General features: G+C 60.9%; 20 protein-coding genes. 9 read left to right on the top strand and 11 right to left on the bottom strand.

Going from position 1 to position 22552, the window contains the following annotated elements; translation table 11 throughout:
- Positions 1–97: 97 nt before the first annotated feature.
- Positions 98–955, top strand: a complete 858-nt coding sequence (locus KVG85_RS25750; protein ID WP_076563987.1) for an ATPase — start codon at positions 98–100, stop codon at positions 953–955.
- Between the two features lie 240 nt (positions 956–1195).
- Positions 1196–2044 carry a cache domain-containing protein gene (locus KVG85_RS25755; protein WP_217865396.1) on the top strand — a complete coding sequence of 283 codons (849 nt, stop codon included), beginning with the start codon at positions 1196–1198 and terminating at the stop codon, positions 2042–2044.
- 125 nt (positions 2045–2169) lie between these two features.
- Here KVG85_RS25755 and KVG85_RS25760 read toward each other — a convergent pair whose 3' ends face one another.
- Together KVG85_RS25760 and pobA are read right to left on the bottom strand one after the other, a co-directional pair.
- Positions 2170–3687 carry an MDR family MFS transporter gene (locus KVG85_RS25760; RefSeq protein ID WP_217865397.1) on the bottom strand — a complete coding sequence of 506 codons (1518 nt, stop codon included), beginning with the start codon at positions 3685–3687 and terminating at the stop codon, positions 2170–2172.
- 77 nt (positions 3688–3764) lie between these two features.
- Positions 3765–4958 (bottom strand): 4-hydroxybenzoate 3-monooxygenase, encoded by a 1194-nt coding sequence (gene pobA / locus KVG85_RS25765; protein ID WP_217865398.1) that lies wholly within the window; start codon positions 4956–4958, stop codon positions 3765–3767.
- 175 nt (positions 4959–5133) lie between these two features.
- On the opposite strand from pobA, the gene KVG85_RS25770 reads away from it, so the two are divergent.
- Positions 5134–6024, top strand: coding sequence for a helix-turn-helix domain-containing protein (locus KVG85_RS25770; protein WP_024014136.1), 891 nt, complete (start codon positions 5134–5136; stop codon positions 6022–6024).
- A 131-nt stretch (positions 6025–6155) separates the two neighbouring features.
- On the opposite strand, the gene KVG85_RS25775 is transcribed toward KVG85_RS25770, so the two are convergent.
- Positions 6156–6332: a hypothetical protein gene (locus tag KVG85_RS25775; protein ID WP_016773438.1), complete on the bottom strand. Its 177-nt coding sequence runs from the start codon at positions 6330–6332 to the stop codon at positions 6156–6158.
- A gap of 218 nt (positions 6333–6550) precedes the next feature.
- Positions 6551–7456: a LysR family transcriptional regulator gene (locus tag KVG85_RS25780; protein ID WP_217865399.1), complete on the bottom strand. Its 906-nt coding sequence runs from the start codon at positions 7454–7456 to the stop codon at positions 6551–6553.
- A gap of 113 nt (positions 7457–7569) precedes the next feature.
- Between KVG85_RS25780 and KVG85_RS25785 the strand changes: the two genes are divergently transcribed.
- Together KVG85_RS25785 and KVG85_RS25790 are read left to right on the top strand one after the other, a co-directional pair.
- Positions 7570–8448 (top strand): MBL fold metallo-hydrolase, encoded by an 879-nt coding sequence (locus tag KVG85_RS25785; RefSeq protein WP_217865400.1) that lies wholly within the window; start codon positions 7570–7572, stop codon positions 8446–8448.
- Between the two features lie 45 nt (positions 8449–8493).
- Entirely contained in the window at positions 8494–9108 is a 615-nt protein-coding gene (locus KVG85_RS25790) for an NAD(P)-dependent oxidoreductase (RefSeq protein WP_217865401.1), read from the top strand.
- Positions 9109–9431: 323 nt separating this feature from the next.
- On the opposite strand, the gene KVG85_RS25795 is transcribed toward KVG85_RS25790, so the two are convergent.
- The gene (locus tag KVG85_RS25795; RefSeq protein ID WP_217865402.1) at positions 9432–10313 is read right to left on the bottom strand and encodes a LysR substrate-binding domain-containing protein; all 882 of its coding nucleotides are present in this window, start codon (positions 10311–10313) and stop codon (positions 9432–9434) included.
- A 218-nt stretch (positions 10314–10531) separates the two neighbouring features.
- Here KVG85_RS25795 and KVG85_RS25800 point away from each other — a divergent pair, with 218 nt between their 5' ends.
- Positions 10532–12169: a 5-guanidino-2-oxopentanoate decarboxylase gene (locus KVG85_RS25800; protein ID WP_217865403.1), complete on the top strand. Its 1638-nt coding sequence runs from the start codon at positions 10532–10534 to the stop codon at positions 12167–12169.
- A complete protein-coding gene (locus KVG85_RS25805; protein ID WP_217865404.1) occupies positions 12166–13617 on the top strand; it encodes an aldehyde dehydrogenase family protein in 1452 nt (483 codons plus the stop codon). The genes KVG85_RS25800 and KVG85_RS25805 overlap by 4 nt, the downstream gene beginning before the upstream one ends.
- Positions 13618–13811: 194 nt before the next feature.
- On the opposite strand, the gene KVG85_RS25810 is transcribed toward KVG85_RS25805, so the two are convergent.
- Positions 13812–14741 carry an AraC family transcriptional regulator gene (locus KVG85_RS25810; protein ID WP_217865405.1) on the bottom strand — a complete coding sequence of 310 codons (930 nt, stop codon included), beginning with the start codon at positions 14739–14741 and terminating at the stop codon, positions 13812–13814.
- Between the two features lie 397 nt (positions 14742–15138).
- Here KVG85_RS25810 and KVG85_RS25815 point away from each other — a divergent pair, with 397 nt between their 5' ends.
- Positions 15139–15492 carry a putative quinol monooxygenase gene (locus KVG85_RS25815; protein ID WP_217865406.1) on the top strand — a complete coding sequence of 118 codons (354 nt, stop codon included), beginning with the start codon at positions 15139–15141 and terminating at the stop codon, positions 15490–15492.
- Positions 15493–15535: 43 nt separating this feature from the next.
- Complete coding sequence (locus KVG85_RS25820; RefSeq protein WP_016773447.1) at positions 15536–15778, top strand: hypothetical protein; 243 nt, start codon at positions 15536–15538, stop codon at positions 15776–15778.
- Here KVG85_RS25820 and KVG85_RS25825 read toward each other — a convergent pair whose 3' ends face one another.
- The 5 genes from KVG85_RS25825 to KVG85_RS25845 all read right to left on the bottom strand — a co-directional run.
- The gene (locus KVG85_RS25825; RefSeq protein ID WP_071173402.1) at positions 15779–16408 is read right to left on the bottom strand and encodes a flavin reductase family protein; all 630 of its coding nucleotides are present in this window, start codon (positions 16406–16408) and stop codon (positions 15779–15781) included.
- Positions 16409–16543: 135 nt separating this feature from the next.
- The gene (locus KVG85_RS25830) at positions 16544–17863 is read right to left on the bottom strand and encodes an MFS transporter (RefSeq protein WP_024014128.1); all 1320 of its coding nucleotides are present in this window, start codon (positions 17861–17863) and stop codon (positions 16544–16546) included.
- A 379-nt stretch (positions 17864–18242) separates the two neighbouring features.
- Complete coding sequence (locus KVG85_RS25835) at positions 18243–19571, bottom strand: sigma-54-dependent transcriptional regulator (RefSeq protein ID WP_217865407.1); 1329 nt, start codon at positions 19569–19571, stop codon at positions 18243–18245.
- Positions 19571–21331 (bottom strand): sensor histidine kinase, encoded by a 1761-nt coding sequence (locus tag KVG85_RS25840; protein WP_217865408.1) that lies wholly within the window; start codon positions 21329–21331, stop codon positions 19571–19573. The genes KVG85_RS25835 and KVG85_RS25840 overlap by 1 nt, the downstream gene beginning before the upstream one ends.
- Before the next feature lie 84 nt (positions 21332–21415).
- On the bottom strand, positions 21416–22552 hold a 1137-nt coding region (locus tag KVG85_RS25845), incomplete at its 5' end, for an RHS repeat-associated core domain-containing protein (RefSeq protein WP_217865409.1).

Here is a 22552-nt window from a genome sequence, read left to right on the forward strand (position 1 = left end):
AATGAACCGCCTTGCGGGTTGAGGGTCAATGCCTGCGGCTGCGGCGGTTATACTTCGCAGCATTTAGCCATCACCGCGTTTGCCAAAGGTTGCCTCAATGTCCATGCGAAACGATGCCCACGACGACGATTTCGACAACGTGCCAAGCCTGCGCGCCGACCCGTTCGATGACGATGACATCGCGCCCGGCCCCCGCACTTCCGTGCATTCGCGCAGCGCGCCAGTGGTCAAGGTCAAGGCCGCCAGCACCGGGCCGCTGTGGGCGCTGGTCGGCGCGTTGTTTTTTGCCTTCATCGGTCTGGCCTGGTGGAGCTTCCAGCAGATCTCGCTGATGGAGCAGCAACTGGTCGCCACCCAGGAAAGCTTCGCGCGGATCAGCGAAGAGGCGGCAGGGCGCCTGCAGGATATTTCCGGCAAGGTCGTCGCCAGCCAGAGCAACGTCAGCAGCGACAGCGAAGCGCTGAAGCTGCAAATCAAGCAACTCGAAGGCAAGTTGCTCGACCAGAGCAAGCAGCAGCAAGGCGTGGCCGGGCAGGCCAGCGAACTGGACAAGCGGCTGGCGCAGATGACCGCGCAGACCACCGAACAACAGAACGCCAATACGCAGTTGCAGGCGCAGGTCAAAGCCTTGAGTGCCGAGCTGGCGACAATCAAAAGCACACCCGCCGATACCAGCAAGGTCGATGCCCAGTTGAAAGCGTTCGACGCTCAGTTCAAAAGCCTCGGTGCCGATATCGCCGCGCTGAAGAAGCAGGGCAACCCGAGCGCGGCGATCGATCGTCTGGAGCAGGACATCGTGGTGCTGAAAAGTCAGCAGGACAACCGCCCGGCAGCGCCACAGGGTGGCGGCAACACCGCCGAGTTCGATGCGTTCCGCGCGCAGATGACCCGCAACCTCAACACCTTGCAGGCGCAGATCCAGAATCTCCAGCAGCAGATCAATTCCCGCCCGTAGCGACTGATCTGTTGCCTGGAGTGCTTTGTGGCGAGGGGATTTATCCCCGCTGGGCTGCGAAGCAGCCCCAAGGCTGGCAGTCCTGATCTTCAGGTAAAACGCGTCAGCCGGATGCGCCGCCGAACGGGAATAAATACCCTCACCACAGGGGCCTGTAATCCCCTGCATCATTCTGAATACTCGTACATCAGCCCAAGCCGTCTACGCTCTTGAAACACCAAAAAGAACGAGGGATGCGCTATGGGGTTTTTGCATAAAGTGGCCTGGCTCGGCCTGATGTTGTTGGCCGGCTTCGGTCAGGCCAGCGCCGCCACTGCCGCCAAGGATGACAGTCAGGCCGCCATTGCCCTGCTGGAAAAAGCCTTGGCCTACTACCACGACAATGGTGACAAGGCGTTCGCCGCCTTCAGCCGCCAGGGTGAGTTCGTCGACAAGGATCGCTACGTGTTCGTCCTCGACACCAAAGGCGTCATGCTTGCCAGTGGCGGGCCGTCGTCGGCGCTGATCGGTCGTGATGTCAGCGAAGTGCTCGGGCCGGATCTGCAGAAGGCGTTCAAGGATGCGCTGAAAGTGCCGGAAGGCAACGGTATCCAGCAGGCCGAATACCGCTGGCAGAACTGGGCCGACGGCAAGGTCGAGCGCAAGCATGTGTTCTATCAGCGCGTCGGGCAGCGCATTCTCGCGGTGGGTTACTACCTGCCACGGGCCTCGGCTGAGCAGGCCAAGGCCTTGCTCGACAAAGCCGCGACGGATCTGACCAAGGACGAGAAGGGCACGCTGGTAGCGATCAACTCGCTCAAGGGTGGATATCTGCAGGATGACCTGTATGTATTTGTGGTCGATCTGAACAATCAGCGGTATGTCGCCCACGGCACCAACCTGCGCTTGATCAACACTGATTTCGGCAAGGTCAAGGACCCGGAAGGCAAACCGGTGGGCGAGCCGATTCTGGCGCTGATCGGCAAGCAGGATGAAGGCGAATATGAATACCGCTGGAAAAACCCGGTGACCGGCAAGATCGAGGACAAGCATGCGTACCTGAAAAAGGTCGGGCATTTCCTCGTCGCGGTGGGCTACTACAGCCCTTGAGCGAACACCGTTCCCTTGTGGGAGCGAGCCTGCTCGCGAAAGCGTCGTGTCAGCCAAATTCATTGGTTAATGACACACCGCCTTCGCGAGCAGGCTCGCTCCCACAGTGGTATTTGTTGCGGCAATTATTTCGCGCCGTGCTCCCGCCCGCGCAGCAGGTTGTTCGGCATGGCAATCGCCGCTGCCAGCCCCAGCAGCGATACCGCTGTGCTGACCCAGAGTAAATGGCGGAAGGTCACCAGCAGCTCCGCGCGCAAAGCGTTCTGCGCTTCGCCTGGGGCTGCGTTCAGGCCATCGAGCAGGACGTTGCCCGAATGCCCCTCGCTGATCAGCGAACTGTTCGCCAGATGGGCGAAACTGGAGTCGTGCAACAACGCCAGCAGCAGCGCCGACATCAACGCCACGCCCACCGCGCCGCCCAGTGAGCGGAACAGGTTGGTGGTGCTGGTGGCGACGCCGATGTCGCGTTGTTCCACCGAGTTTTGCGTGCCGACCAGCGAGGTCGGGAACTGCATGCCGCCGGCGATGCCGCTGAGCAGCATGAACAGACCGCTGAGCAGCGTTGCTTGTGGCGGACTGAAGGCCATGCCGAGAATCGAGATCGGCATGAGGATCGCCCCGGTGAGAATCTGCGGTTTGTAGCGTCCGGTGATCGAGGTGCGGCGGCCGGCGAAATAGGCACCGATCGGCAAGCCCATCGCCAGAGGCAGCAAGTGCAACGCCGCGCTGTCAGCGCCAGCGCCGGTGACGCTTTGAAAGCGCAGCGGCATCAGCACGATCAGCGAGATGGCCTGGAAACTGGTGAAGAAGATCGTGCACCAGCACAACAGGGCATTGCGGTTGGCGAACAGGTGCATCGGCAACAACGGCTCGCGCGCCCGGCGTTCATGCCAGACGAACAGCGCCAATACCACCACGGCACAGGCGAACAGGCCGAGCACTTCGCTGCTGCGCCATGAATGACCCTGGCCGACCTCGGTGATGCCGAGCAGCAACGCGGTCAGGCCGATGATCATCAGCACCGTGCCGAGATAATCGATCACCGGTTTACGCTGCGGAATCGGCAAGCCGCGCAGATTACGTCGCGCCACCCACCAGGCGCCGAGGCCCAGCGGCAGGTTGATCAGAAACACCCAGCGCCACGACAGGTATTCGGTCATGTAGCCGCCGAGCACCGGACCGGCAACGCTGGCCACGGCGTACATGCTGCTGAAATAACCCTGATAGCGCCCGCGTTCACGCGGCGGGACGATGTCGCCGATGATCGCCTGACTCACCGAGATCATGCCGCCGGCCCCGATGCCCTGAAGGATTCGCGCCAGCACCAGTTGTTCCATGCTCTGCGCCATGCCGCAGAACAGCGAGGCGAGGGTGAACAGGCCCATACCGAACAGCATCAGTTTGCGCCGCCCGTACAGATCGCCTAGTTTGCCGTAGATCGGCACCGCCACGGTCATCGCCACCATGTATCCGGAAATCACCCAGGCCAGCAGGCTGACGTCCTTGAATTGCTCGGAGATCGCCGGCATCGACACGGCGACGATGGTCTGGTCCAGCGCACCGAGGAAGATCGCCATCATCAAGGCGACCAGCACGCTGCGAATGGCCGGTTTGGGCGTTTCAGGCTGATTGAGAGTGGTCACGGAAAACCTGCGGGCAGTGATGGACCCGCGCGGCCATCGCGCGCGGGTGGATGCTCGCAGTGTAAGTCGGTAGGAAGCTATTCGATAGCCTCGTACGGAAGCCCGACATAATTTTCTGCAATGGTTTTTTGCCCGGCTTGCGAGCTGACAAAATAGTCCAGTTCCGACGCGCTGATGCGCTGGCTGAATTCATCGTGCTCGTCGAAGCGATGCAGCATTGACGTCATCCACCAGGAAAACCGCTCGGCTTTCCATACTCGGCGCAGGCAGATCTCCGAGTATTTTTCCAGCAGATCAGTGCGATCTTCGCGATAGACCTTCAGCAGAATATTGAACAACGTGCTGACGTCGCTGGCGGCCAGGTTCAAGCCCTTGGCGCCAGTCGGCGGTACGATATGGGCAGCGTCGCCGACGAGAAACATGCGCCCGTACTGCATTGGCTCGACGACAAAACTGCGCAGCGGCGCGATGCTTTTTTCGATCGAAGGACCGGTCACCAGTTTTTCCGCGAGGGCATCCGGCAGGCGTTTTTTCAGCTCATCCCAGAAACGCTGATCGCTCCAGTCATCGACGTTTTCATCCGCCGGCACTTGCAGGTAATAGCGGGTACGCGTGGCCGAACGCATGCTGCACAAAGCGAAGCCGCGTTCGTGGCGGGCGTAGACCAATTCATCGTGGACCGGCGGTGTGTCGGCGAGAATGCCCAGCCAGCCGAACGGGTAGACCCGCTCGAAAATCTTCAGGCAATCGGCCGGAATCGACTGTCGCGCGACGCCATGGAAACCATCGCAACCGGCGATGTAATCGCAATCAACGCGCCAGCTTTCACCGTCCTTTTCGAAGGTGACAAAAGCTTCGTCGCTTTTCATGCCATGGGGAACGACATTGCTCGCTTGATAAATTGTTGGCGCGCCGGCCTCCCGACGAGCGGCCATCAGGTCGCGGGTGACCTCGGTCTGGCCGTAGACCATTACTGTTTTGCCGCCGGTCAGCGCGTGCAGGTCAATGTGCACCTGACGCCCGTCCAGCGCCAGATCGAAGCCGCCATGAACCAGTCCTTCGGCATCCATTCGCTGACCGACGCCGGCCTCACGCAGCAGCTCTACCATGCCTTGTTCAAGCACACCGGCACGGATGCGCCCAAGAATGTAATCGGGCGTCTGGCGTTCGAGGATCAGGGTGTCGATGCCAGCGTTGTGCAGCAACTGGCCGAGGAGCAGTCCGGAAGGACCGGCGCCGATAATGGCGACTTGGGTTTTCAGGGTTTTCATTGTTTTTATGACTCGCAAGCTTCACGCAGCAACAACCGGTGAATGATTTTATGGATCGAGTGCTTGCATTTTTCCCTTGCGGGTCTGTCAATTGAAGGTGAAAACTGAGCCGATACCTGTACATTCTGCCAATCGGTGCGATTATCGCCCAAAAACCAGAGGCCTGGATTGAAGTATGAACAAGCCTGCCCTGCCTTCGATTCCGGTGTTCAAGCTCTATGGTGAAAGCCTGGACTGGCCGACCCCGGACTTGCTGCACTGTGAAACCATTTCCTCGCGCAGTCGCGAACATCAATGGGAAATCAAACCTCACCGCCACGCGGATCTGTGCCAGCTGCTGTTCGTTTTCAAAGGTCAGGCAGAGCTCGAAATCGAAGGCCAGCGCACGCAACTCGAGACTCCGGCGATACAGGTGCTGCCACCGTTGTCGGTGCACGGCTTTCGTTTTTCCGAGGATGTTGAAGGCTTCATCGTCACCTTGGCCACACCGCTGATCAATCATTTGCAGGCGCAACTGGGCGATTCGGTGCATGCCTTGGCTCGGGCGGAAAACTATCCGGCCGGCAAGGATGGCGATTATCTCAACAGCCTGTTTTCAGCGTTGCAGGCCGAGTACAACGGCCATCAACCGGCGCGGGAAATGCTCATGCATTCGCTGGTCAGCGTGATCATGGTCTGGGTCAGCCGCCAGGCGATCGTCCGGCACAAGGCCAGCCAACGGCCGCAGCGCCAACGCGAATACCTCAACGGTTTCATTCAGTTGGTGGAAGAGACTTACCGCCAACACGTCAAGGTCGAAGACCTCGCCCATCGCCTGGGCATCTCTGTGTCGCACCTCAACGGCACCTGCCGTGAACTGGCCGGGCAACCGGCTTTGCAGATCATGCACGAGCGTCAGTTGCTGGAAGCCAAGCGCCTGCTGACCTACACCAGCATGACGATTTACGAGATGTCGGAGTTGTTGGGTTTTTCCGATCCGACCAACTTCACGCGCCTGTTCCGCCGCCGGGTGGGGATTTCGCCAAAGGCGTTCCGCGACCGCTTGAAGGCCGAGCAACAGTCCTGAGGACACCGCCAGCCCCTGTGGGAGCGAGCCTGCTCGCGAATATGGTCTTTCATTCAGCATCGTGGTTGACTGACACACCGCATTCGCGAGCAGGCTCGCTCCCACAGGGGATGCATTCCAGGTCAGTCTTGTCAGCGCAATGCGTTCAGCGTGGCATTGTGCGGAATACACCGCTCGTAGTTGCAGCTCGCATACTCGCGCGGCAGCTGGCGCAACTGCTCGACCCGCCAGGCAGCGGTGCCGTACAGCGCCAGCGTGGCGGCGCAGGTGATGAAAATGGCGGCGTATCTTTTTGTTTTGATGTTCATGGTGTTCGACCTCTGAACGTCTACCTTGCGGTATTACTTTGAGCATAGGTCAGCGGCGCGCACTTGCCAGCGAGTGCGCTTGAGGATTTAGCCGGCCATTCAGCGAATTGATGCCCATGTGGGAGCGAGCCTGCTCGCGAAGGCGGTGGTGCAAGCGACATCAATGTTGAAGGTACTGGCCTCTTCGCGAGCAGGCTCGCTCCCACAAGGGATCGGGTTTACAGGCCGGCATCCCAGGCCGGGGCCTCGGGAAAGCGCTGCACAAGAAAGTCGAGCATGCTGCGCAGTGCCGCCGGCATGTGTTTACGTGAGGCGTACACCGCGTAGATATTCATCTGGCGCGGTTCTGCGTGTGGCAGCAAACGCAGCAGTTCGCCGTTGTGAATATGCACGCCAGCCTGGTAGGTCGGCAGCATCGCCACGCCGGCGCCGGCCAAGGTAGCGCGCAGAAGGGTGCTGGCCTCGTTGGCGCTGATATTGCCCTGCACCGTTACCGAAACCGGTTCGCCATCCTCTTCGAAATGCCACAGGCTCTTGCCGAAATAGGAATGGGTCAGGCAGTTGTGTCGGCTCAAATCCTCAACCGTCTGCGGCGCCGGATGCTCAAGCAGATAAGCCGGCGCTGCGCAGACCACCGAGCGGCACACGGTCAGGCGCCGGGCGATCAGATTCGGATCAAGATCATTGCTGGTGCGAATCGCCAGATCGATGCGTTCATCGACCAGATTCACCGTGCGGTCGAGCATTTGCAGATCGATGCTGACGCCTGGATAAAGCTTGACGTATGCCGCCATCGCATCGGCCAGTTGCGCCTGGCCAAACGAGGTGCTGACGCTGATCCGCAGCAGGCCGCGCGGCGCGTCATCGGGTTCGCTGACGGCGGCCTGCATGTCGTGCGACAAGTCGAGCATCTGCCGACAGCGCGGGAGCATTTCACTGCCAGCGGCGGTCAGGCTCAATTTGCGCGTGGTGCGGTGCATCAGCCGCGCGCCGACCCAGTCTTCCAGCTCCGCCAGATAGCGCGACACTACGGGCCGCGACAGGTCGAGGTGGTCGGCCGCCGCCGACTGACTGCCCAAGTCCACCACCGTGACGAATACCCGCATTGCTTGAAGCCGATCCATGATTTGCCCGCTTTCAGAAACAAACTATGTCCAAGCATCGCATTTTTTGTACTGAGTCTGGCAACTAAGCTCTGTTGCATCGCCAGACTGGCATTCGTAATCCGGAGCAACAAATGATCGGCTTCACCCCTTTCAAACGCGTTCTGCTCGCCGCAGCATTTTTCGGCTTTGCCGCCCATGCATCCGCCGCCGAGCTGAGCCTTGATGTCTACAACCCGGGCACCCGAGCGATTTTCCCGGTCAGCTCGGTGCTGGTCAGCGGTGAGAAAGAAGCGATTCTGGTCGATGCGCAATTCGGCAAATCCCAGGCCGAACAGGTGGTGGAAAAGATCCGCGCCAGCGGCAAGCAGTTGACCACCATCTACATCAGTCACGGCGACCCGGATTACTACTTCGGTCTCGACACCCTGACCAAAGCATTCCCGCAGGCGAAAGTATTGGCTTCGCAGCCGACCGTCGATCACATCAAGCACACCGTCGACGGCAAACTGGCCTACTGGGGACCGAAAATGGGCGCCGACGTGCCGGCGAAAACCATCGTCCCGGACGTGCTCAAGGGCGACAGCCTGACCCTCGAAGGCAAGCAGTTGCAGGTGATCGGCCTCGACGGCAAGCAGCCGGATTGCAGCTTCGTTTGGATCCCGTCGCTCAAAGCAGTGGTCGGTGGCGTAGTGGTCGCCGAGAACATTCATGTGTGGATGGCCGACACCCAGACCGCGCAATCCCACGCCGACTGGCTGCACACCTTGCACACCATCGAAAGCCTGAAACCGCAAACCGTGGTGCCCGGTCATTACCTGGGTGACAGCAGCCGCTCGCTGGCCAGCGTGAAATTCACCGCCGATTACATCAAGGCCTTCGATGCCGAAACCGCCAAGGCCAAAGATTCTGCTGCACTGATCGCAGCGATGAAAAAGCGCTACCCGCAACTGGGCGAAGAAAGTTCGCTGGAGCTCAGCGCGAAAGTCGCCAAGGGCGAGATGCAGTGGTAAGCCGAACCTGAACACGCAGCATTTTCAAGCCAACTGGAGAATGTCATGAGCAAGATCGCAATCATTGGTGCCACCGGCCGTGCCGGTAGCCAACTGCTGGAAGAAGCCCTGCGTCGCGGCCACAGCGTCACCGCCATTGCCCGCGATACCTCAAAGGTCGGTGATCGCGCCGGTGTCGTCAGCAAGAGCCTCGACGTGCTGGATTCGGCGGCGCTGCAAGCGGCGGTGGCCGGTCACGACGCAGTGATCAGCGCAGCGCATTTCGCCACCGTCCCGGCCTCGGCGATTGTCGGACCGGTAAAACAGGCGGGCGTGAAGCGCTTGCTGGTAGTCGGCGGCGCCGGCTCGCTGTTGCTGCCGGATGACACGCGGGTGATCGACAGTGCCGGTTTCCCGGCCGAATACAAAGCCGAGGCGAGCGCAGGTGCTGAGTTTCTTGATGCGTTGCGTCAGGAGCAGGAACTGGACTGGACTTTCCTGTCGCCGTCGGCGGAGTTTGTCGAGGGTGAACGCAGCGGCACATTCCGGGTGGGTAAGGATCATCTGTTGGTCAGTGGCGAAGGACGTAGCTGGATCACATTTGCCGATTACGCGATTGCGCTGATTGACGAAGTGGAAACGCCGAAGCATTCGCGGCAGCGTTATACGGTCGGGTATTGAGTCAAGCCTTTTCCCCTCACCCCAGCCCTCTCCCGGGGGAGAGGGAGCCGACCGAGTTGTCTTGCGTCACACATTGACCTGAACGAGCGTGTCGATTATGGATTCGGCGTGGCTGTGTCAGGTCGATGAATTTCTTGAGTATCCCCAATCAGTTCCCTCTCCCTGGAGAGAGGGAGCCGACCGAGTTGTCTTGCGTTACACATTGACCTGAACGACCGTGTCGATTATGGATTCGGCGTGGCTGTGTCAGGTCGATGAATTTCTTGAGTATCCCCAATCAGTTCCCTCTCCCTGGGGAGAGGGCTAGGGTGAGGGGAGAGGCTTCAGCGCAAATAGGCCTGCTCAACCAGCCAAAGCATCAACTCTTCCAACTGCGGCGACGGCTCGGCTCCAGCAGGCACCACCACGTAATACGCCAACCCCGTCTTCACCTTCAACGCAAACGGCATCACCAGCCGCCCGGCGTTCAGATCATCACCAATCAGCGACCAGTCCCCGATCGCCACCCCTGTCCCATGCGAGGCCATCGACATCGCCTGATCCAGCGTTTCGAAATGCTGCCCGCTGCCAAGGTTGTCCAGTCGCAATCGCGCCGCATCGAGCCACACCGACCAGTCCTGAATGTCGTGGGTCGGGTGCAATAACAAATGCTCTTGCAAATCCTGCGGTGAATTCAGCGCGGGCGAGCCCTTGAGCAGTTGCGGCGAGCAGACCGGTGTCAGTTGCTCGTCGAACAGATGCAGCGCGCCTGGCGAATGATCCGGCGGCGGGCCGTAGATCACCGCGGCGTCGAATTGCTCGCGCTGAAAATCCACCCCGTGTTGCAGCGAGGCCGTCAATTTGACCGGCACGTCCGGGCGTTCCTTCTGCCATTGCAGCAGACGCGGCAGCAGCCAGCGCATCACGCAGCTCGGTGCCTTGAGTTGCAAGGTTTGCCGCGTCAGACCGATCTGCTCGGTCGCTTCACTGATCAGCCCGAAGACCTTTTCCACTCGCGGCAGCCATTCGCGGCCTTCGGCCGTCAGCGCCAGACCTCGGGCCAGACGAATAAACAGCGGATAACCGAGCTGTTCTTCGAGCCCGGCGATCTGCCGGCTCACCGCGCCCTGGGTGATGTGCAACTGCTCGGCGGCGCGAGTGAAATTGCAGCATTGCGCGGTGATCCAGAACGTATGCAGAGCGGGAAGGGGTGGCAGGCGTTTCATGGCGATCCGAGGTATGACGTGGGGACATGGCTAGTATGACTTTTAATCGATTGTTGCTGCCAGTTGCGCGCCGTTCCAATGGGCACTCCACGGACCCTGTGGGAGCGAGCCTGCTCGCGAAGACGGTTCAAGGTTCGACACGGATGTTGGCTGGACCGCTTATTCGCGAGCAGGCTCGCTCCCACAGGGAGTGTTCAGTGAATGAAAGGGCAATCAACATGGCAACGTGCGGCGAAGTACTGGTCAAGCTGTTGGAGAATTACGCGGTCGAGCAGGTGTTCGGCATTCCCGGTGTGCACACCGTTGAGCTGTATCGAGGACTCGCCCGTTCAAGCATCAACCACGTCACGCCTCGTCACGAACAGGGCGCCGGGTTCATGGCTGACGGCTACGCGCGCACCAGCGGCAAACCCGGTGTGTGCTTCATCATCACCGGCCCGGGCATGACCAATATCACCACGGCCATGGGCCAGGCTTACGCCGATTCGATTCCGATGCTGGTGATCTCCAGCGTGCAGTCGCGCAGTCAGTTGGGTGGTGGGCGCGGCAAGTTGCATGAGCTGCCGAACCAGAGCGCACTGGTCGGCGGCGTCGCAGCGTTCTCGCACACGCTGATGTCCGCTGCCGAACTGCCGGTGGTGCTTGCTCGCGCTTTCGCGCTGTTCCAGGCCGGGCGACCGCGTCCGGTGCACATCGAAATTCCGCTGGACGTGCTGGTGGAAGAGGCCGATGAGTTGCTCACCAGCCTGCCGGTGAATATCGACCGCGCCGGCGCCGCACCGGCAGCCGTGGCCCGCATGAGCGAACTGCTCGCCACCGCGCAACGTCCGCTGATTCTCGCCGGCGGCGGTGCTATCGACGCGGCACCGGAGCTGACCCGACTCGCCGAATTGCTCGACGCTCCGGTGGCGCTGACCATCAATGCCAAAGGCATGCTGCCGACCAGCCATCCATTGTTGATCGGCTCGACGCAAAGCCTGGTCGCCACCCGCGCACTGGTCGCTGAAGCCGACGTGGTGCTGGCGATCGGCACCGAGCTGGCCGAGACCGATTACGACGTCACTTTCGCCGGCGGCTTCGAGATTCCCGGCAAGCTGCTGCGCATCGACATCGATGCCGATCAGACCGTGCGCAACTACCCGCCGCACGTCGCACTGGTCGCTGACTCGCGCAACGCCGCACAAGCCTTGCTCAGCGCCTTGTCGCACCAACCGCTGGCCGAGCGTCGTAATGATTGGGGCCAGGTCCGCGCCGCGCGTCTGCGTGATGAATTGGCGGCGAGCTGGGATGCGCCGACGCTGGCGCAGACGCGTTTGCTCGAAACCGTGCTGCACGAATTGCCCGAAGCGGTGTTCGTCGGCGATTCCACGCAACCGGTGTACACCGGCAACCTCACGTTCAACCCCGGGCGTCCGCGACGCTGGTTCAACGCATCCACCGGTTACGGCACCCTCGGCTATGCGCTGCCGGCGGCGATCGGTGCGTGGCTCGGCGGCCAACTCGATAAGGGCGCGCGCCCGCCAGTGGTGTGCCTGATCGGCGACGGCGGCTTGCAATTCACTCTGCCGGAACTGGCCAGCGCCGTTGAAGCACGGGTACCGGTGATCGTGCTGCTGTGGAATAACCAGGGTTACGAGGAAATCAAAAAGTACATGGTCAACCGCGCCATCGAACCGGTCGGCGTGGACATCTACACCCCGGATTTCGTCGCCGTGGCCAAGGGCCTCGGTTGCGCCGCGCAAGCCATCAGCAGCATCGACGAATTGCGCGCAGCGCTGCGTAAAGCGACGGACCGGCAAGGCCCGACGCTGATTGAAATCGACCAGAACCAGTGGATGCAGGCGGTGGCCCAATGATCAGTTTTCCAACCACACTCGACGGGCTCTACATCAACGGTCAATGGTCGTCGGGCCGCGAGCATCTACGGGTGATCAATCCCGCTACCGAAGCGCTGCTGACCACCGTCAATGGCGGTGACGAACAGGCCGTCGACCAGGCGATCAGCGCCGCGTGCGAGGCGTTCGAAGACTGGTCGAAAACCACCGGCGCCGAACGCGCTGCGATCCTGCGCAACATTGCCAAAGGCGTGCGCAATGGTCGCGAACACTTGATGAACCTGCAGTCGAGCAACAACGGTAAACCGCAATTCGAAGCGGCCATCGATGTCGATGACGTGATCGCCACTTTCGACTATTACGCCGAACTCGCCGAAGGCCTCGACGCCGGTCAGGACAGCAACTTGCCGCTGCCCAGCGATGACTTCAGCGCACGCCTGCGGCGTGAACCCTGCGGCGTGGTCGGGCTGATCGTGCCGTGGAATTTCCCCATGGTCACCACCGCGTGGAAACTGGCGCCAGCGCTCGCCGCCGGTTGCTGCGTGGTGCTGAAACCTTCTGAAGTGACGCCGTTGCCGGAGCTGGAACTGGCCGCGATCATCGCTGAATGCGGGTTGCCCGACGGCGTGTTCAATCTGGTCTGCGGCACCGGGCTGGCGGTGGGCGCGCCGTTGTCGGCCGATCCACGCATTGCCAAGATCTCCTTCACTGGCAGCAATGCGGTTGGCGTGCAGGTGATGCAACGCGCAGCCGAAACCGTGAAGGGTGTGAGCCTGGAGCTGGGTGGCAAATCTTCCTTGCTGGTGCTGGCGGATGCCGATCTGCAACTGGCGGTGGAACTGGCCTGTGGCGGCGCGTTCTTCAACGCCGGGCAGATGTGCTCGGCCACCAGTCGGGTGCTGGTCGCCGAGGCATTGATGGACGAATTTCTTCAGCGCCTGCAAAAACGTGCGGAGGCGATCCGAGTCGCTGATCCGTTTGATGCGGATGTGGAGATGGGCGCGCTGGTCAATCAGGCGCAGTACCAACGAGTGCTTGGGCATATTGATCGCGGTTTGAGCGCCGGGGCGAGGTTGGTGTGCGGCGGCAATCGTCCGGCGCATTTGCCGCGCGGTTATTTTCTGCAACCGACGGTGTTCACCGACGTGCCGCTGGACAGCGCGTTATGGCGTGAAGAGATTTTCGGCCCGGTGGTGTGTGTGCGCAGTTTCGCCAGTGAGAGCGAGGCGATTGCGCTGGCCAACGACACGCAGTTCGGCCTGGTCGCGAGTGTGGTGACGCGCGATGCTGCAACGGCGGATCGCGTGGCCAACGCCTTGCAGGCGGGGCTGGTGTGGATCAATGCGCCGCAGGTGATCTTCCCGCAGACGGCGTGGGGTGGTTACAAGCAGAGCAGTGTCGGCCGCGAACTGGGGCCTTGGGGGTTGGCGGCGTTTCAGGAGATCAAGCATGTAGTTCGAGCGGTATAAAAGCCTACCCTCACCCCAGCCCTCTCCCGGAGGGAGAGGGAGCTGACCGAGGTGTCTTGCGTTCTCCGTCGACCTGAAAAACCGAGTCGATTATGGATTCAAAGGTAATCGTTCAAGTCGGTGAACCTCTTCAATATTCCCCAATCTGTCCCCTCTCCCTCTGGGAGAGGGCTAGGGTGAGGGGCTTTTAACGGTCACACCGAAAGCCGCAACCGCGCCAGATCCCGCAACGGCGGCGCGCCAAACAGGCGGCTGTATTCGCGGCTGAACTGCGACGGACTTTCATAACCCACCCGATACCCTGCCGCCGAGGCTTCCAGCCCCTCGGTCAACATCAGTCGCCGCGCCTCTTGCAGGCGCAGCTGCTTCTGATATTGCAACGGACTCATCGCCGTCATCGCCTTGAAGCGGTGATGCAACGTCGACACGCTGAGGTTCACTTCCCGCGCCAGATCATCGATGCGCAGCGGCTGCTCGAAGTTGCCGTTGAGCCATTTGATGGCCTGGCTGATGCGATGGCTCTGACTGTTGGCAATCGCAATCTCATACAGACGATGGCCCTGTGGGCTGCGCAGCAGACGATAGAGAATCTCCCGGCGAATCAGCGGCGCGAGCATGGCGATGTCTTTCGGCGCGTCGAGCAGCCGCGCCAGACGCAGCACCGCGTCGAGCATGGCGCTGTCGATTTTTTCCACGTACAGACCACGTCCGGTCGGCCGGGTCGGCACGCCCATCGGGCCGGCGTCGGCGATCAGCGCGGTGATTTCGGTCGGATCAATGTCTAGACGCACGGCGAGGATCGGTTCTTCCGGCGAGACGTTGACCACGCGGCCGCTGAGCGGCATCGAAACCGACACCACCAGATAATTCAGCGGGTCGTAGTTGAAAAACTCGTCGGCCAGGCGGACCTCTTTGCGCCCCTGCGCCATGATGCACAGCGCCGGCTGCGCGAGCACCGGGGCAAAGTCATGGGACTGGGTGTGGCGCGACATTACCAGCGAACCGATCGCGGTCTGGTAGCTGCCATCGTCGCTGGTGTTGCGGCGGATGATCGCCGCTAGCTCCGCACGCTGCTTTTCCATGTCGGCGCTGGGTTCGGCTTGAAAAGGATCGAATGACGTCATGCACGGCATCCTCGGCAAGTGAGGGGGGGAATGCAGCAGAGCATATGTTTGTGCAAGCAACGGCGGTAGACACATTCTGCCAAATGCTTGCCTGATTCTGCCCGCAGGTGCACGCAGGTCTCCCGCCATACGATTGCGTAGGAGCTGCCGAAGGCTGCGATCCGTTGATCTTCAAGGCAAAAGCAAAAGATCGCAGCCTTTGGCAACTCCTACACAAAACGCGTATGACAGACGTGTTGCGCGGGTTTACAGGTTGTTACAGGTCGTCTGCGCAGTCTCGCAGGATTGTGCAACGCGAAGGCAGGAATCGACTAACGGCGCAGCCGCCCCGGCCCTTAATCTTTGCTTCAGTCGCAGCCCGTCCCCGGCTGCCACGCGATTTCATGGAGGGTTGATCATGTCCAAGCAGATGCCTGTCAGTCATATGGCCTTCGTTCGTGCCCAGCCCGGGCGTTCGGCGGAACTCGGTGTGCGCCTGAGCGCGTTGATCGAGGTCTCGCGCGCGGCGCCCGGCTGCCTGAGTTTTTCCCTGCAACAGTCGCAGTGCGACGCCGACCTGTGGCTGGTCAGCGGCTACTGGAGCAGTCAGCAGATGATGACGACTTATTTCAACAGTCCGTCGATGGAAGTCTTCGCCGAGCTGGTGCAGGACCTGGTGGTCAACAGCCTCGACTTCCACACCTTCAGAGACGTTTCAGCCGCGCAGGCCCTCGGTCAATGCGCTGCGCCGATACACAAACTCGCCGGTTGAGGGTTTAATGTCCGGCTTATTTGATTGAGCCAGGATCCGCGACATGGCACGTAAAGAGTTTGAACGCTTCGAAGCAGTCTCCGCAGTCGTCCCCGTCGAGCTGGGCGGCAACAAGGGTTATTACGCGGCGATCGCGGTCAAGGCCCTGGTCGATGGCGGCGCACCACGCTTTCACAAATTGCTCGATGAGCAGGTGTTTCCCGGCGCTATCGCTGCCGATGATGCGGCCATCAACGAGCTGGACAAGCTCAAGGGCGTCACTGACGACGCCGAGCTGATCTGGTAATTACTTCTGTGCGCCCGGACGCCACATCTTGAACAGAGCCTCAGGCCCCAGCTGGAAATAATCCGCCGGCCCGCCGCCGCGCAGAATCGGTTGTGCGGCGGCGGTGTCGTAGATGCCGTCCTTCAGTAGCCATTTGGCGATGTGCACCGCAACCACCTCACCGAGGATCAGCCAGCTCGGTACGGTTTCGCCATCGGCGCGTTGCAGCTGGATGATCTGCGTGACCTTGCATTCGAAGGACACCGGGCTTTCGGCGACCCGAGGTACAGAGATCACCTTTGACGCCACGGTGGTCAGCCCCGCCAGTTCAAACTCGTTGACCTCAGGCGCGACCATCGCGCAGCTCTGGTTCATCTGCTCGGCCAACGGGCGCGTGGCGAGGTTCCAGACGAATTCCCCGGTCTGTTCGATGTTGTTCAGACTGTCTTTGCGTCCGACGCTGGAAAAACCAATGATCGGCGGCACGTAGTTGAAGGCGTTGAAGAAACTGTATGGCGCGAGATTGAGCCGGCCTTCGGCATCCTGCGAGGAAATCCAGCCGATGGGCCGCGGGCCGACGATGGCGTTGAACGGATCGTGAGGCAGGCCGTGGCCGTTGGCGGGTTCGTAGAAGTGGATGTCATCGGGCATGGGGAGCGGATTCCTGAGCTGCATTCGAATGCAACCATAGTGCTAGGACCCAGCGCATATTTCCACCCGGACGCGAGACCCCGCAGGGTTCGTGGCAGGACACAGATTTTGTGGCCTGCCAGCGATGTAGCCCTGTCAGTCAGTCACGATCCGCGAATGTTTCTGGGTGTCTTTCATGGTGATGTACACCAGCAGCGATACGGCAATGCACGCGGTGACGTACCAGTAGTAACCGGTTTCCATGCCGATGCTCTTGAACCACAGCGCGATGTATTCGGCGGTGCCGCCGAAGATCGACACGGTCAGCGCGTACGGCAGGCCGACGCCCAGGGCGCGGATTTCGGTAGGGAACAATTCGGCTTTGACCACCGCGTTGATCGAGGTGTAGCCGCTGACAATGATCAGCGCCGCCATGATCAGGAAGAACGCGCCCCACCAGGTCTGGATGGTGTGCAGGGTCATCAGGATCGGCACGGTGAAGATCGTACCGAGCACGCCGAACGCGATCAGGATCGGGCGACGACCGATCTTGTCCGACAGGCCACCGATGATCGGTTGCAGGCACATGAACAGGAACAGCGTGGCGGCGGAAATGGTGGTCGAGTCGGAGATGCTCATGCCGACCGTGTTCACCAGATACTTCTGCATGTAGGTGGTGTAGGTGTAGAACGCCAGGGTGCCGCCCATGGTCAGGCCGACCACGGTCAACAGCTCTTTCGGGTGGCGCATCAAGGTGCGCATGGCGCTTTCCTTGGATTTTTCTTTCTTGGTGAACGACTCGGTTTCTTCCATGCCGCGACGCAGGTACAGCGCCACGACCGCACACAGCGCACCGATGGCGAACGGAATGCGCCAGCCCCACGCGTACAGCTGTTCGGTGGTCAGCATGTTTTGCAGCACGATCAAGACGCCGAGGGCGATGAGCTGGCCGGAGATCAGGGTCACGTACTGGAAGCTGGAGAAGAAGCCGCGACGTTCCTTGGTCGCCATCTCGGACAGATAAGTCGCCGAGGTGCCGTACTCGCCACCGACCGACAGGCCTTGCAGCAGGCGGGCGAATACCAGCAGGATCGGCGCGCCGATGCCGATGGTTTCATAGTTCGGGCTCAGGGCGATCAGCAGCGAGCCGAAGCACATCAGGTACACCGAGGCCATCAGCGCTTTCTTGCGCCCGACCTTGTCGGCGTACATGCCCATCAGCCAGCCACCAATCGGACGCATCAGGAAGCCCACGGCGAAGATCGCAGCGGTGTTCATCAGTTGCGCAGTGGTGGAACCGGCGGGGAAAAAGGTCTTGGCGAAGTACAGGGAGAAGGCGGCATACACATACCAGTCGTACCACTCGACCATGTTGCCGACAGAGCCGCTGAAGATCGATTTGATCCGGCTCGCGGTGGTTCTCGGTTTGGCCGGCACGGCAGCCGACCCAAGGGGCAGGGCGTTGGAGTTATCCATTGAAGGATCCTTCGTTTAATTGTTTTTGTGGAGCGCGTCGGAACGCAGCCTGTCAGGGCTATAGCAGGAGGTGTGCCAAGGGTAGGAGGGCCGGTTTAGAGGGGGTGGCGGGGAGGAGTGAGCGGATTTGTGCCGACTGATTGGACTGAGGTGAGCGGATTTCCGCTTACCGCGTGAAGATCAAGAGCCCCTCACCCTAGCCCTCTCCCAGAGGGAGAGGGGACTGACCGAGGTGTTCTTGTGGGTTACATCGACCTGCAATATCGAGTCGAATACAGATTCGGGAAAGCATGGAGATCGGCTCCCTTCCCCCTCGCCCCCTTGGGGGAGAGGGCTGGGGTGAGGGGGATGGATTTCAGCTACACCACAAATCTCTGCCTCACTCCGCCAGAAACATCTCCCGACTCAACCCATGCCGCTGCATCTTTTCATTGAACGTGCGGCGCGGCAGTTGCAGTTCTTCGAGCACGGCTTTGACATCACCTTTGTGCCGGGTCAACGCCGCGCGCAGGCATTGTGCCTCGAAGGCTTCCTGCTGCGCCGCCAGGGATTGCCCCGGATCGATTCCGGCGACCGGTTCATCCAGCCCCAACACCTGGCGCTCGGCGACGTTGGCCAATTCGCGCACGTTGCCCGGCCAGTCATGGCTGAGCAGGTGACTGAGCTGCGCACCGGTCAACGGCGGAAAGGTCCGGCCCAGACGCTGGGCGGCGTTTTGCGCAAAGGTTTCGAACAGCAACGGAATGTCTTCGCGGCGATCGCGCAGCGGCGGCAGGCGCAGTTCGGCGACGTTCAGGCGATAAGCCAGGTCCTCACGAAAACGCCCGGCGCGAGCTTCGTCGAGCAGGTCCGGTTTGGTCGCCGCGACGATACGCAAATCAACGCGAATGCTCTGGTTCGACCCCAACCGTTCAAGCTTTTGCTCCTGCAAGACCCGCAGCAATTTCACCTGCTGGGCCAGCGGCATGCTTTCGATCTCGTCGAGAAACAGCGTGCCGCCATCGGCATATTCCAGCTTGCCGATGCGTTTGCCCGAGGCGCCGGTAAACGCGCCGCTCTCATGGCCGAACAGCTCGGCCTCGAACAGTTGCTCCGGGATCGCCGCGCAGTTCAGCGCCACGAAAGGTTTGCCGGCGCGCGGGCCGAAATCATGCAGGCAACGCGCGACCAGTTCCTTGCCGCTGCCGGTTTCGCCCCGGATCAGCACGTTGACCGGCAACGTCGCCAGATCCAGCACTTGCCGACGCAACGTCTGCAAGCCGCGAGACACGCCCAGCAATGTCGCATCGAGCTTTGCGCGGTTGTCGGCCAGTTCGTGCAGGGCGCGGTTTTCCAGGACCAGGCGGCGTTTGTCCAGCGCCCGGCGCAGGCTGCCGAGCAGGGTTTCCGGGCTGAACGGTTTTTCCAGAAAGTCGTAGGCGCCATCGCGCATGGCTTCGACCGCCATCGGCACATCGCCATGGCCGGTGAGCAGAATCACCGGCAGATCGCTGTCGCGCTGTTGCACTTCGGCAAGCAATTGCAAACCGTCCATGCCGGGCATGCGCACGTCGCTGAGGATCACCCCGGCAAAATGTTCCGGGAGCGCGGCGAGGCATTCTTCGGCACGGCTGAACAATTGCACATGAAACCCAGACAGGCTCAGCCACTGTTCAACGGCGTTGCGAATGCTGCTTTCGTCGTCGACCACCATCACCGAATTGAGCATCAGATATGTGCCTCCAGATCGATTGGCAGGGTCAGGCTGAACACTGCGCCGTGGTCGCCATTCTCGACGCTCAGGCGCCCGCCGGATTCATGCACGATGGCGAAGGATACTGCCAGCCCCAGGCCCAGACCGTCACCCACCGGTTTGGTGGTAAAGAACGGATCGAACACCTGGCCCAGATGTTCCTCGGCAATGCCGCCGCCGTTGTCGCTGACGCTGAGCCGCCACAGTTGTTCATCAGCCTCCAGACGGATTTCCAGACGCTTGCAGGCTTTACCCTGCATCGCATCCAGCGCGTTGCGCAGCAAATTGATCAACACCTGTTCCAGACGAATCGCATCACCGCGCACCCACGCCGGGCGGGTCAGATGCAGCACCAGACTGACCTGCTCGTCACGCAGTCGCGCATCGAGCAGTTGCAGCGATTGATCGACCACCGTCGCCAGATCCAGACGTTCGCGCAAGCCGCTCGGGCTTTTGCGGGCGAAGGTCTTGAGGTGGCCGGTGAGGGCAGCCATGCGCGTGAGCATGTCGTCCACCGGTTTCAGCGCCTTGTAGGCGTCATCGACGCGGCCATGTTCGAGCAGCAGGCGCAGGGTGGCCAATTGCATGCGCTGGGCGGTCAGCGGTTGATTGATTTCGTGGGCCAGTGCGGCGGACATCTGCCCCAGCGCGGCGAGTTTGGCCGACTGCACCAAACCTTCCTGCGCGGTGCGCAAGTCGCGGGTGCGCTCCTCGACCAGACGCTCGAGTTCTTCGCGATTGCGCTGACGGACCTTGGCCAGCCGCCAGCGCTGATTGAGAAACAGCAACAAGAACACCAGCGCCAGCCACACACCGGCGGCGGCCAGCGCGGCGTTGCGCAAATCTTCGAAGGCCACTTGCGGGCGACGCAGCAGATGCAGGGTCCAGCCTTCGGTCGTCAGCGGCAGCGATTCCCACAAATAATCCGCCGTGCCTTGTGGACCTTCGACCCGGCGCAGATCGCTGTTGTCATCGAAGCGCCGTAGCGGCAAATGGGTCAGCGGCAGCAGCGATTGCTTGTCGTACTGACGCGTGGTTTTGATCTCGGCCAGATCATCGGCGCTCAACGGCCGCAAGGCGCGATAACGCCAACCCGGCTGATTGGCGATAAAGATGATCCCGCGTGCATCGCTGACCAGCAGCGTGTCGCTGCCCTGGCTCCATTCGCGCTCCAGCTCGGGAAATTCCAGCTTGACCACCATCGCGCCGAGAAACTCATCGTTGTCGCCAAGTACGGCGCTGGAAAGGAAATAGCCGGGAATGCCGCTGGTCACGCCCACCGCGTAAAAACGCCCGGTGCCTTGGGTGCGGGTCTGGCTGAAGTAGGGACGGAAACCGTAATTGTGGCCAACGTAACTGCTGGGCAAGCGCCAGTTGCTGGCGGCCACGGCCAGGCCGGTACGATCCAGCAGTTCAAGGGTCGAGGACTGCGCCGCACCGTTGATCTTTTCCAGCTTCACATTCAATGCCGCTTGCTGCCCAGCATCGACCGGTCCGGCCAGGGCCGAACGCAATTGCGGGTCCAGCGCCAACACGGCGGGCAGGGCGCGATAGCGGTCGATCAGGGTGTGCAAGGAGTTGGCGTACAGCCCCAGTTGCTGATTGGCGCGGGCGGCGTCTTCTTCCAATGCCTGACGTTCCGCGTGGCGCATCGCGAGCGTCGCGGCAATGACCGTGCCGGCGATGATCAGCAGGGAATACAACGACAGACGCAGGGTACGGGAATTCGGCAGCATGCTGGATGAAAGGTCGGCAGGACGGGCGGGCACGATAGCATGGGCCGAGGTGGCCGGGCGCGCTGTTCGCGCCGGCCGTGTCTGCTAGACAGCTGTCTCCTGTACCTGACGTCGATGCACAAGATTCAACCTCGGCTTCGGCACCGGTCTGCCGCGAGGTTCGGCAGCGAGCGAGCGCTCCAGTTGCTGCAGGCGTTCAGTCACGCCTTGCGCCTCGCTCGGCGCTTCGATGATTGCCTGCGCGGTTTTCAGGACCTCGTCAATGGCTTCAAACGGGTCTACGCCAGTCCTTGCCAGCTTCATGAACTGACGCTGTTTTGCTGCATCCAGTGCTTCAAGTTGGGCGTAGAACATCTTCTGGATGGGCTCGGGGTAGCTGTCGACGTTATCATTCAAGGTCTTGATGCCGTCGCTAACCGCAGCATCTCTATCGAGAAGAACTTCCGCGCCGTCGATCGCTTTCGCAACACTGTTGACGGCATTCGCAGCAATGTTGACGGCATTCGCAGCGCCGTCGCCCACCGTTTTAAACCCATTCTTGAGCTCTTGGGTGTGCAGTGTCTGCGCTGCTTTCAGACCTTTCTTGAAAAAGTGATAACGCAATACCGGGAACACAATTGCTCCCGCGATTGCCCCTGCGCCGGAACCGATGGCGTTGCCGATTCCGGGTACCACGGTGCCGATGACACTGCCGATGGCGATGCCTTTGCCGATACCGTAAAAGACCGATTTGATGCCGGCCCGGGAGGTGATGAATTTGCCGAACGTCATGCTTTTGCGCACCTCCTCGATGTTCTGGCCTTCAGGGATCAGGCCATCGAACTCGGTGGTCAGTTTGTGCAATTGCTCCGCCGCAGTTTGCGCTTGATCAAAGATACCCACCGCTTTTCTGACCAGGTCAAACACCACTTTGAAGGCACCGGTCTGGTCGACATGGACGATCGGGTTGTTACCGACGAATCCATACAGGTTCAAACCGTCCACATCCCCCGCTGGATCCGCACTGACCCAGCGCTGCAACCATGGCGCGTAATAACGGGCGCCGTAGTAATACAGGCCAGTGACATCCATTTCCTTGCCGGAATATCGGATAAAGCGGTATTCGATTTCCGACTCCGGCGCCATCCATGCGGTTTCGCCGAACGGGTAATAGCCTTCTGCGCTGGTGACCACAGCGTCTTCATTGAGCTCCATCACGCAAGAGCCGAGGTGGTCTTCGAC

The organism is Pseudomonas triticicola (genome assembly GCF_019145375.1).
Taxonomy (GTDB): domain Bacteria; phylum Pseudomonadota; class Gammaproteobacteria; order Pseudomonadales; family Pseudomonadaceae; genus Aquipseudomonas; species Aquipseudomonas triticicola.

Excerpts from the sequence above, each read along its gene's own strand:
- KVG85_RS25750 (WP_076563987.1), top strand. The coding sequence starts at position 98 with ATGTCCATGCGAAACGATGCCCACGACGACGATTTCGACAACGTGCCA.
- KVG85_RS25755 (WP_217865396.1), top strand. The coding sequence starts at position 1,196 with ATGGGGTTTTTGCATAAAGTGGCCTGGCTCGGCCTGATGTTGTTGGCC.
- pobA (WP_217865398.1), bottom strand. The coding sequence starts at position 4,958 with ATGAAAACCCTGAAAACCCAAGTCGCCATTATCGGCGCCGGTCCTTCC.
- KVG85_RS25770 (WP_024014136.1), top strand. The coding sequence starts at position 5,134 with ATGAACAAGCCTGCCCTGCCTTCGATTCCGGTGTTCAAGCTCTATGGT.
- KVG85_RS25775 (WP_016773438.1), bottom strand. The coding sequence starts at position 6,332 with ATGAACATCAAAACAAAAAGATACGCCGCCATTTTCATCACCTGCGCC.
- KVG85_RS25780 (WP_217865399.1), bottom strand. The coding sequence starts at position 7,456 with ATGGATCGGCTTCAAGCAATGCGGGTATTCGTCACGGTGGTGGACTTG.
- KVG85_RS25785 (WP_217865400.1), top strand. The coding sequence starts at position 7,570 with ATGATCGGCTTCACCCCTTTCAAACGCGTTCTGCTCGCCGCAGCATTT.
- KVG85_RS25790 (WP_217865401.1), top strand. The coding sequence starts at position 8,494 with ATGAGCAAGATCGCAATCATTGGTGCCACCGGCCGTGCCGGTAGCCAA.
- KVG85_RS25795 (WP_217865402.1), bottom strand. The coding sequence starts at position 10,313 with ATGAAACGCCTGCCACCCCTTCCCGCTCTGCATACGTTCTGGATCACC.
- KVG85_RS25800 (WP_217865403.1), top strand. The coding sequence starts at position 10,532 with ATGGCAACGTGCGGCGAAGTACTGGTCAAGCTGTTGGAGAATTACGCG.
- KVG85_RS25805 (WP_217865404.1), top strand. The coding sequence starts at position 12,166 with ATGATCAGTTTTCCAACCACACTCGACGGGCTCTACATCAACGGTCAA.
- KVG85_RS25810 (WP_217865405.1), bottom strand. The coding sequence starts at position 14,741 with ATGACGTCATTCGATCCTTTTCAAGCCGAACCCAGCGCCGACATGGAA.
- KVG85_RS25815 (WP_217865406.1), top strand. The coding sequence starts at position 15,139 with ATGTCCAAGCAGATGCCTGTCAGTCATATGGCCTTCGTTCGTGCCCAG.
- KVG85_RS25820 (WP_016773447.1), top strand. The coding sequence starts at position 15,536 with ATGGCACGTAAAGAGTTTGAACGCTTCGAAGCAGTCTCCGCAGTCGTC.
- KVG85_RS25825 (WP_071173402.1), bottom strand. The coding sequence starts at position 16,408 with ATGCCCGATGACATCCACTTCTACGAACCCGCCAACGGCCACGGCCTG.
- KVG85_RS25830 (WP_024014128.1), bottom strand. The coding sequence starts at position 17,863 with ATGGATAACTCCAACGCCCTGCCCCTTGGGTCGGCTGCCGTGCCGGCC.
- KVG85_RS25835 (WP_217865407.1), bottom strand. The coding sequence starts at position 19,571 with ATGCTCAATTCGGTGATGGTGGTCGACGACGAAAGCAGCATTCGCAAC.
- KVG85_RS25840 (WP_217865408.1), bottom strand. The coding sequence starts at position 21,331 with ATGCTGCCGAATTCCCGTACCCTGCGTCTGTCGTTGTATTCCCTGCTG.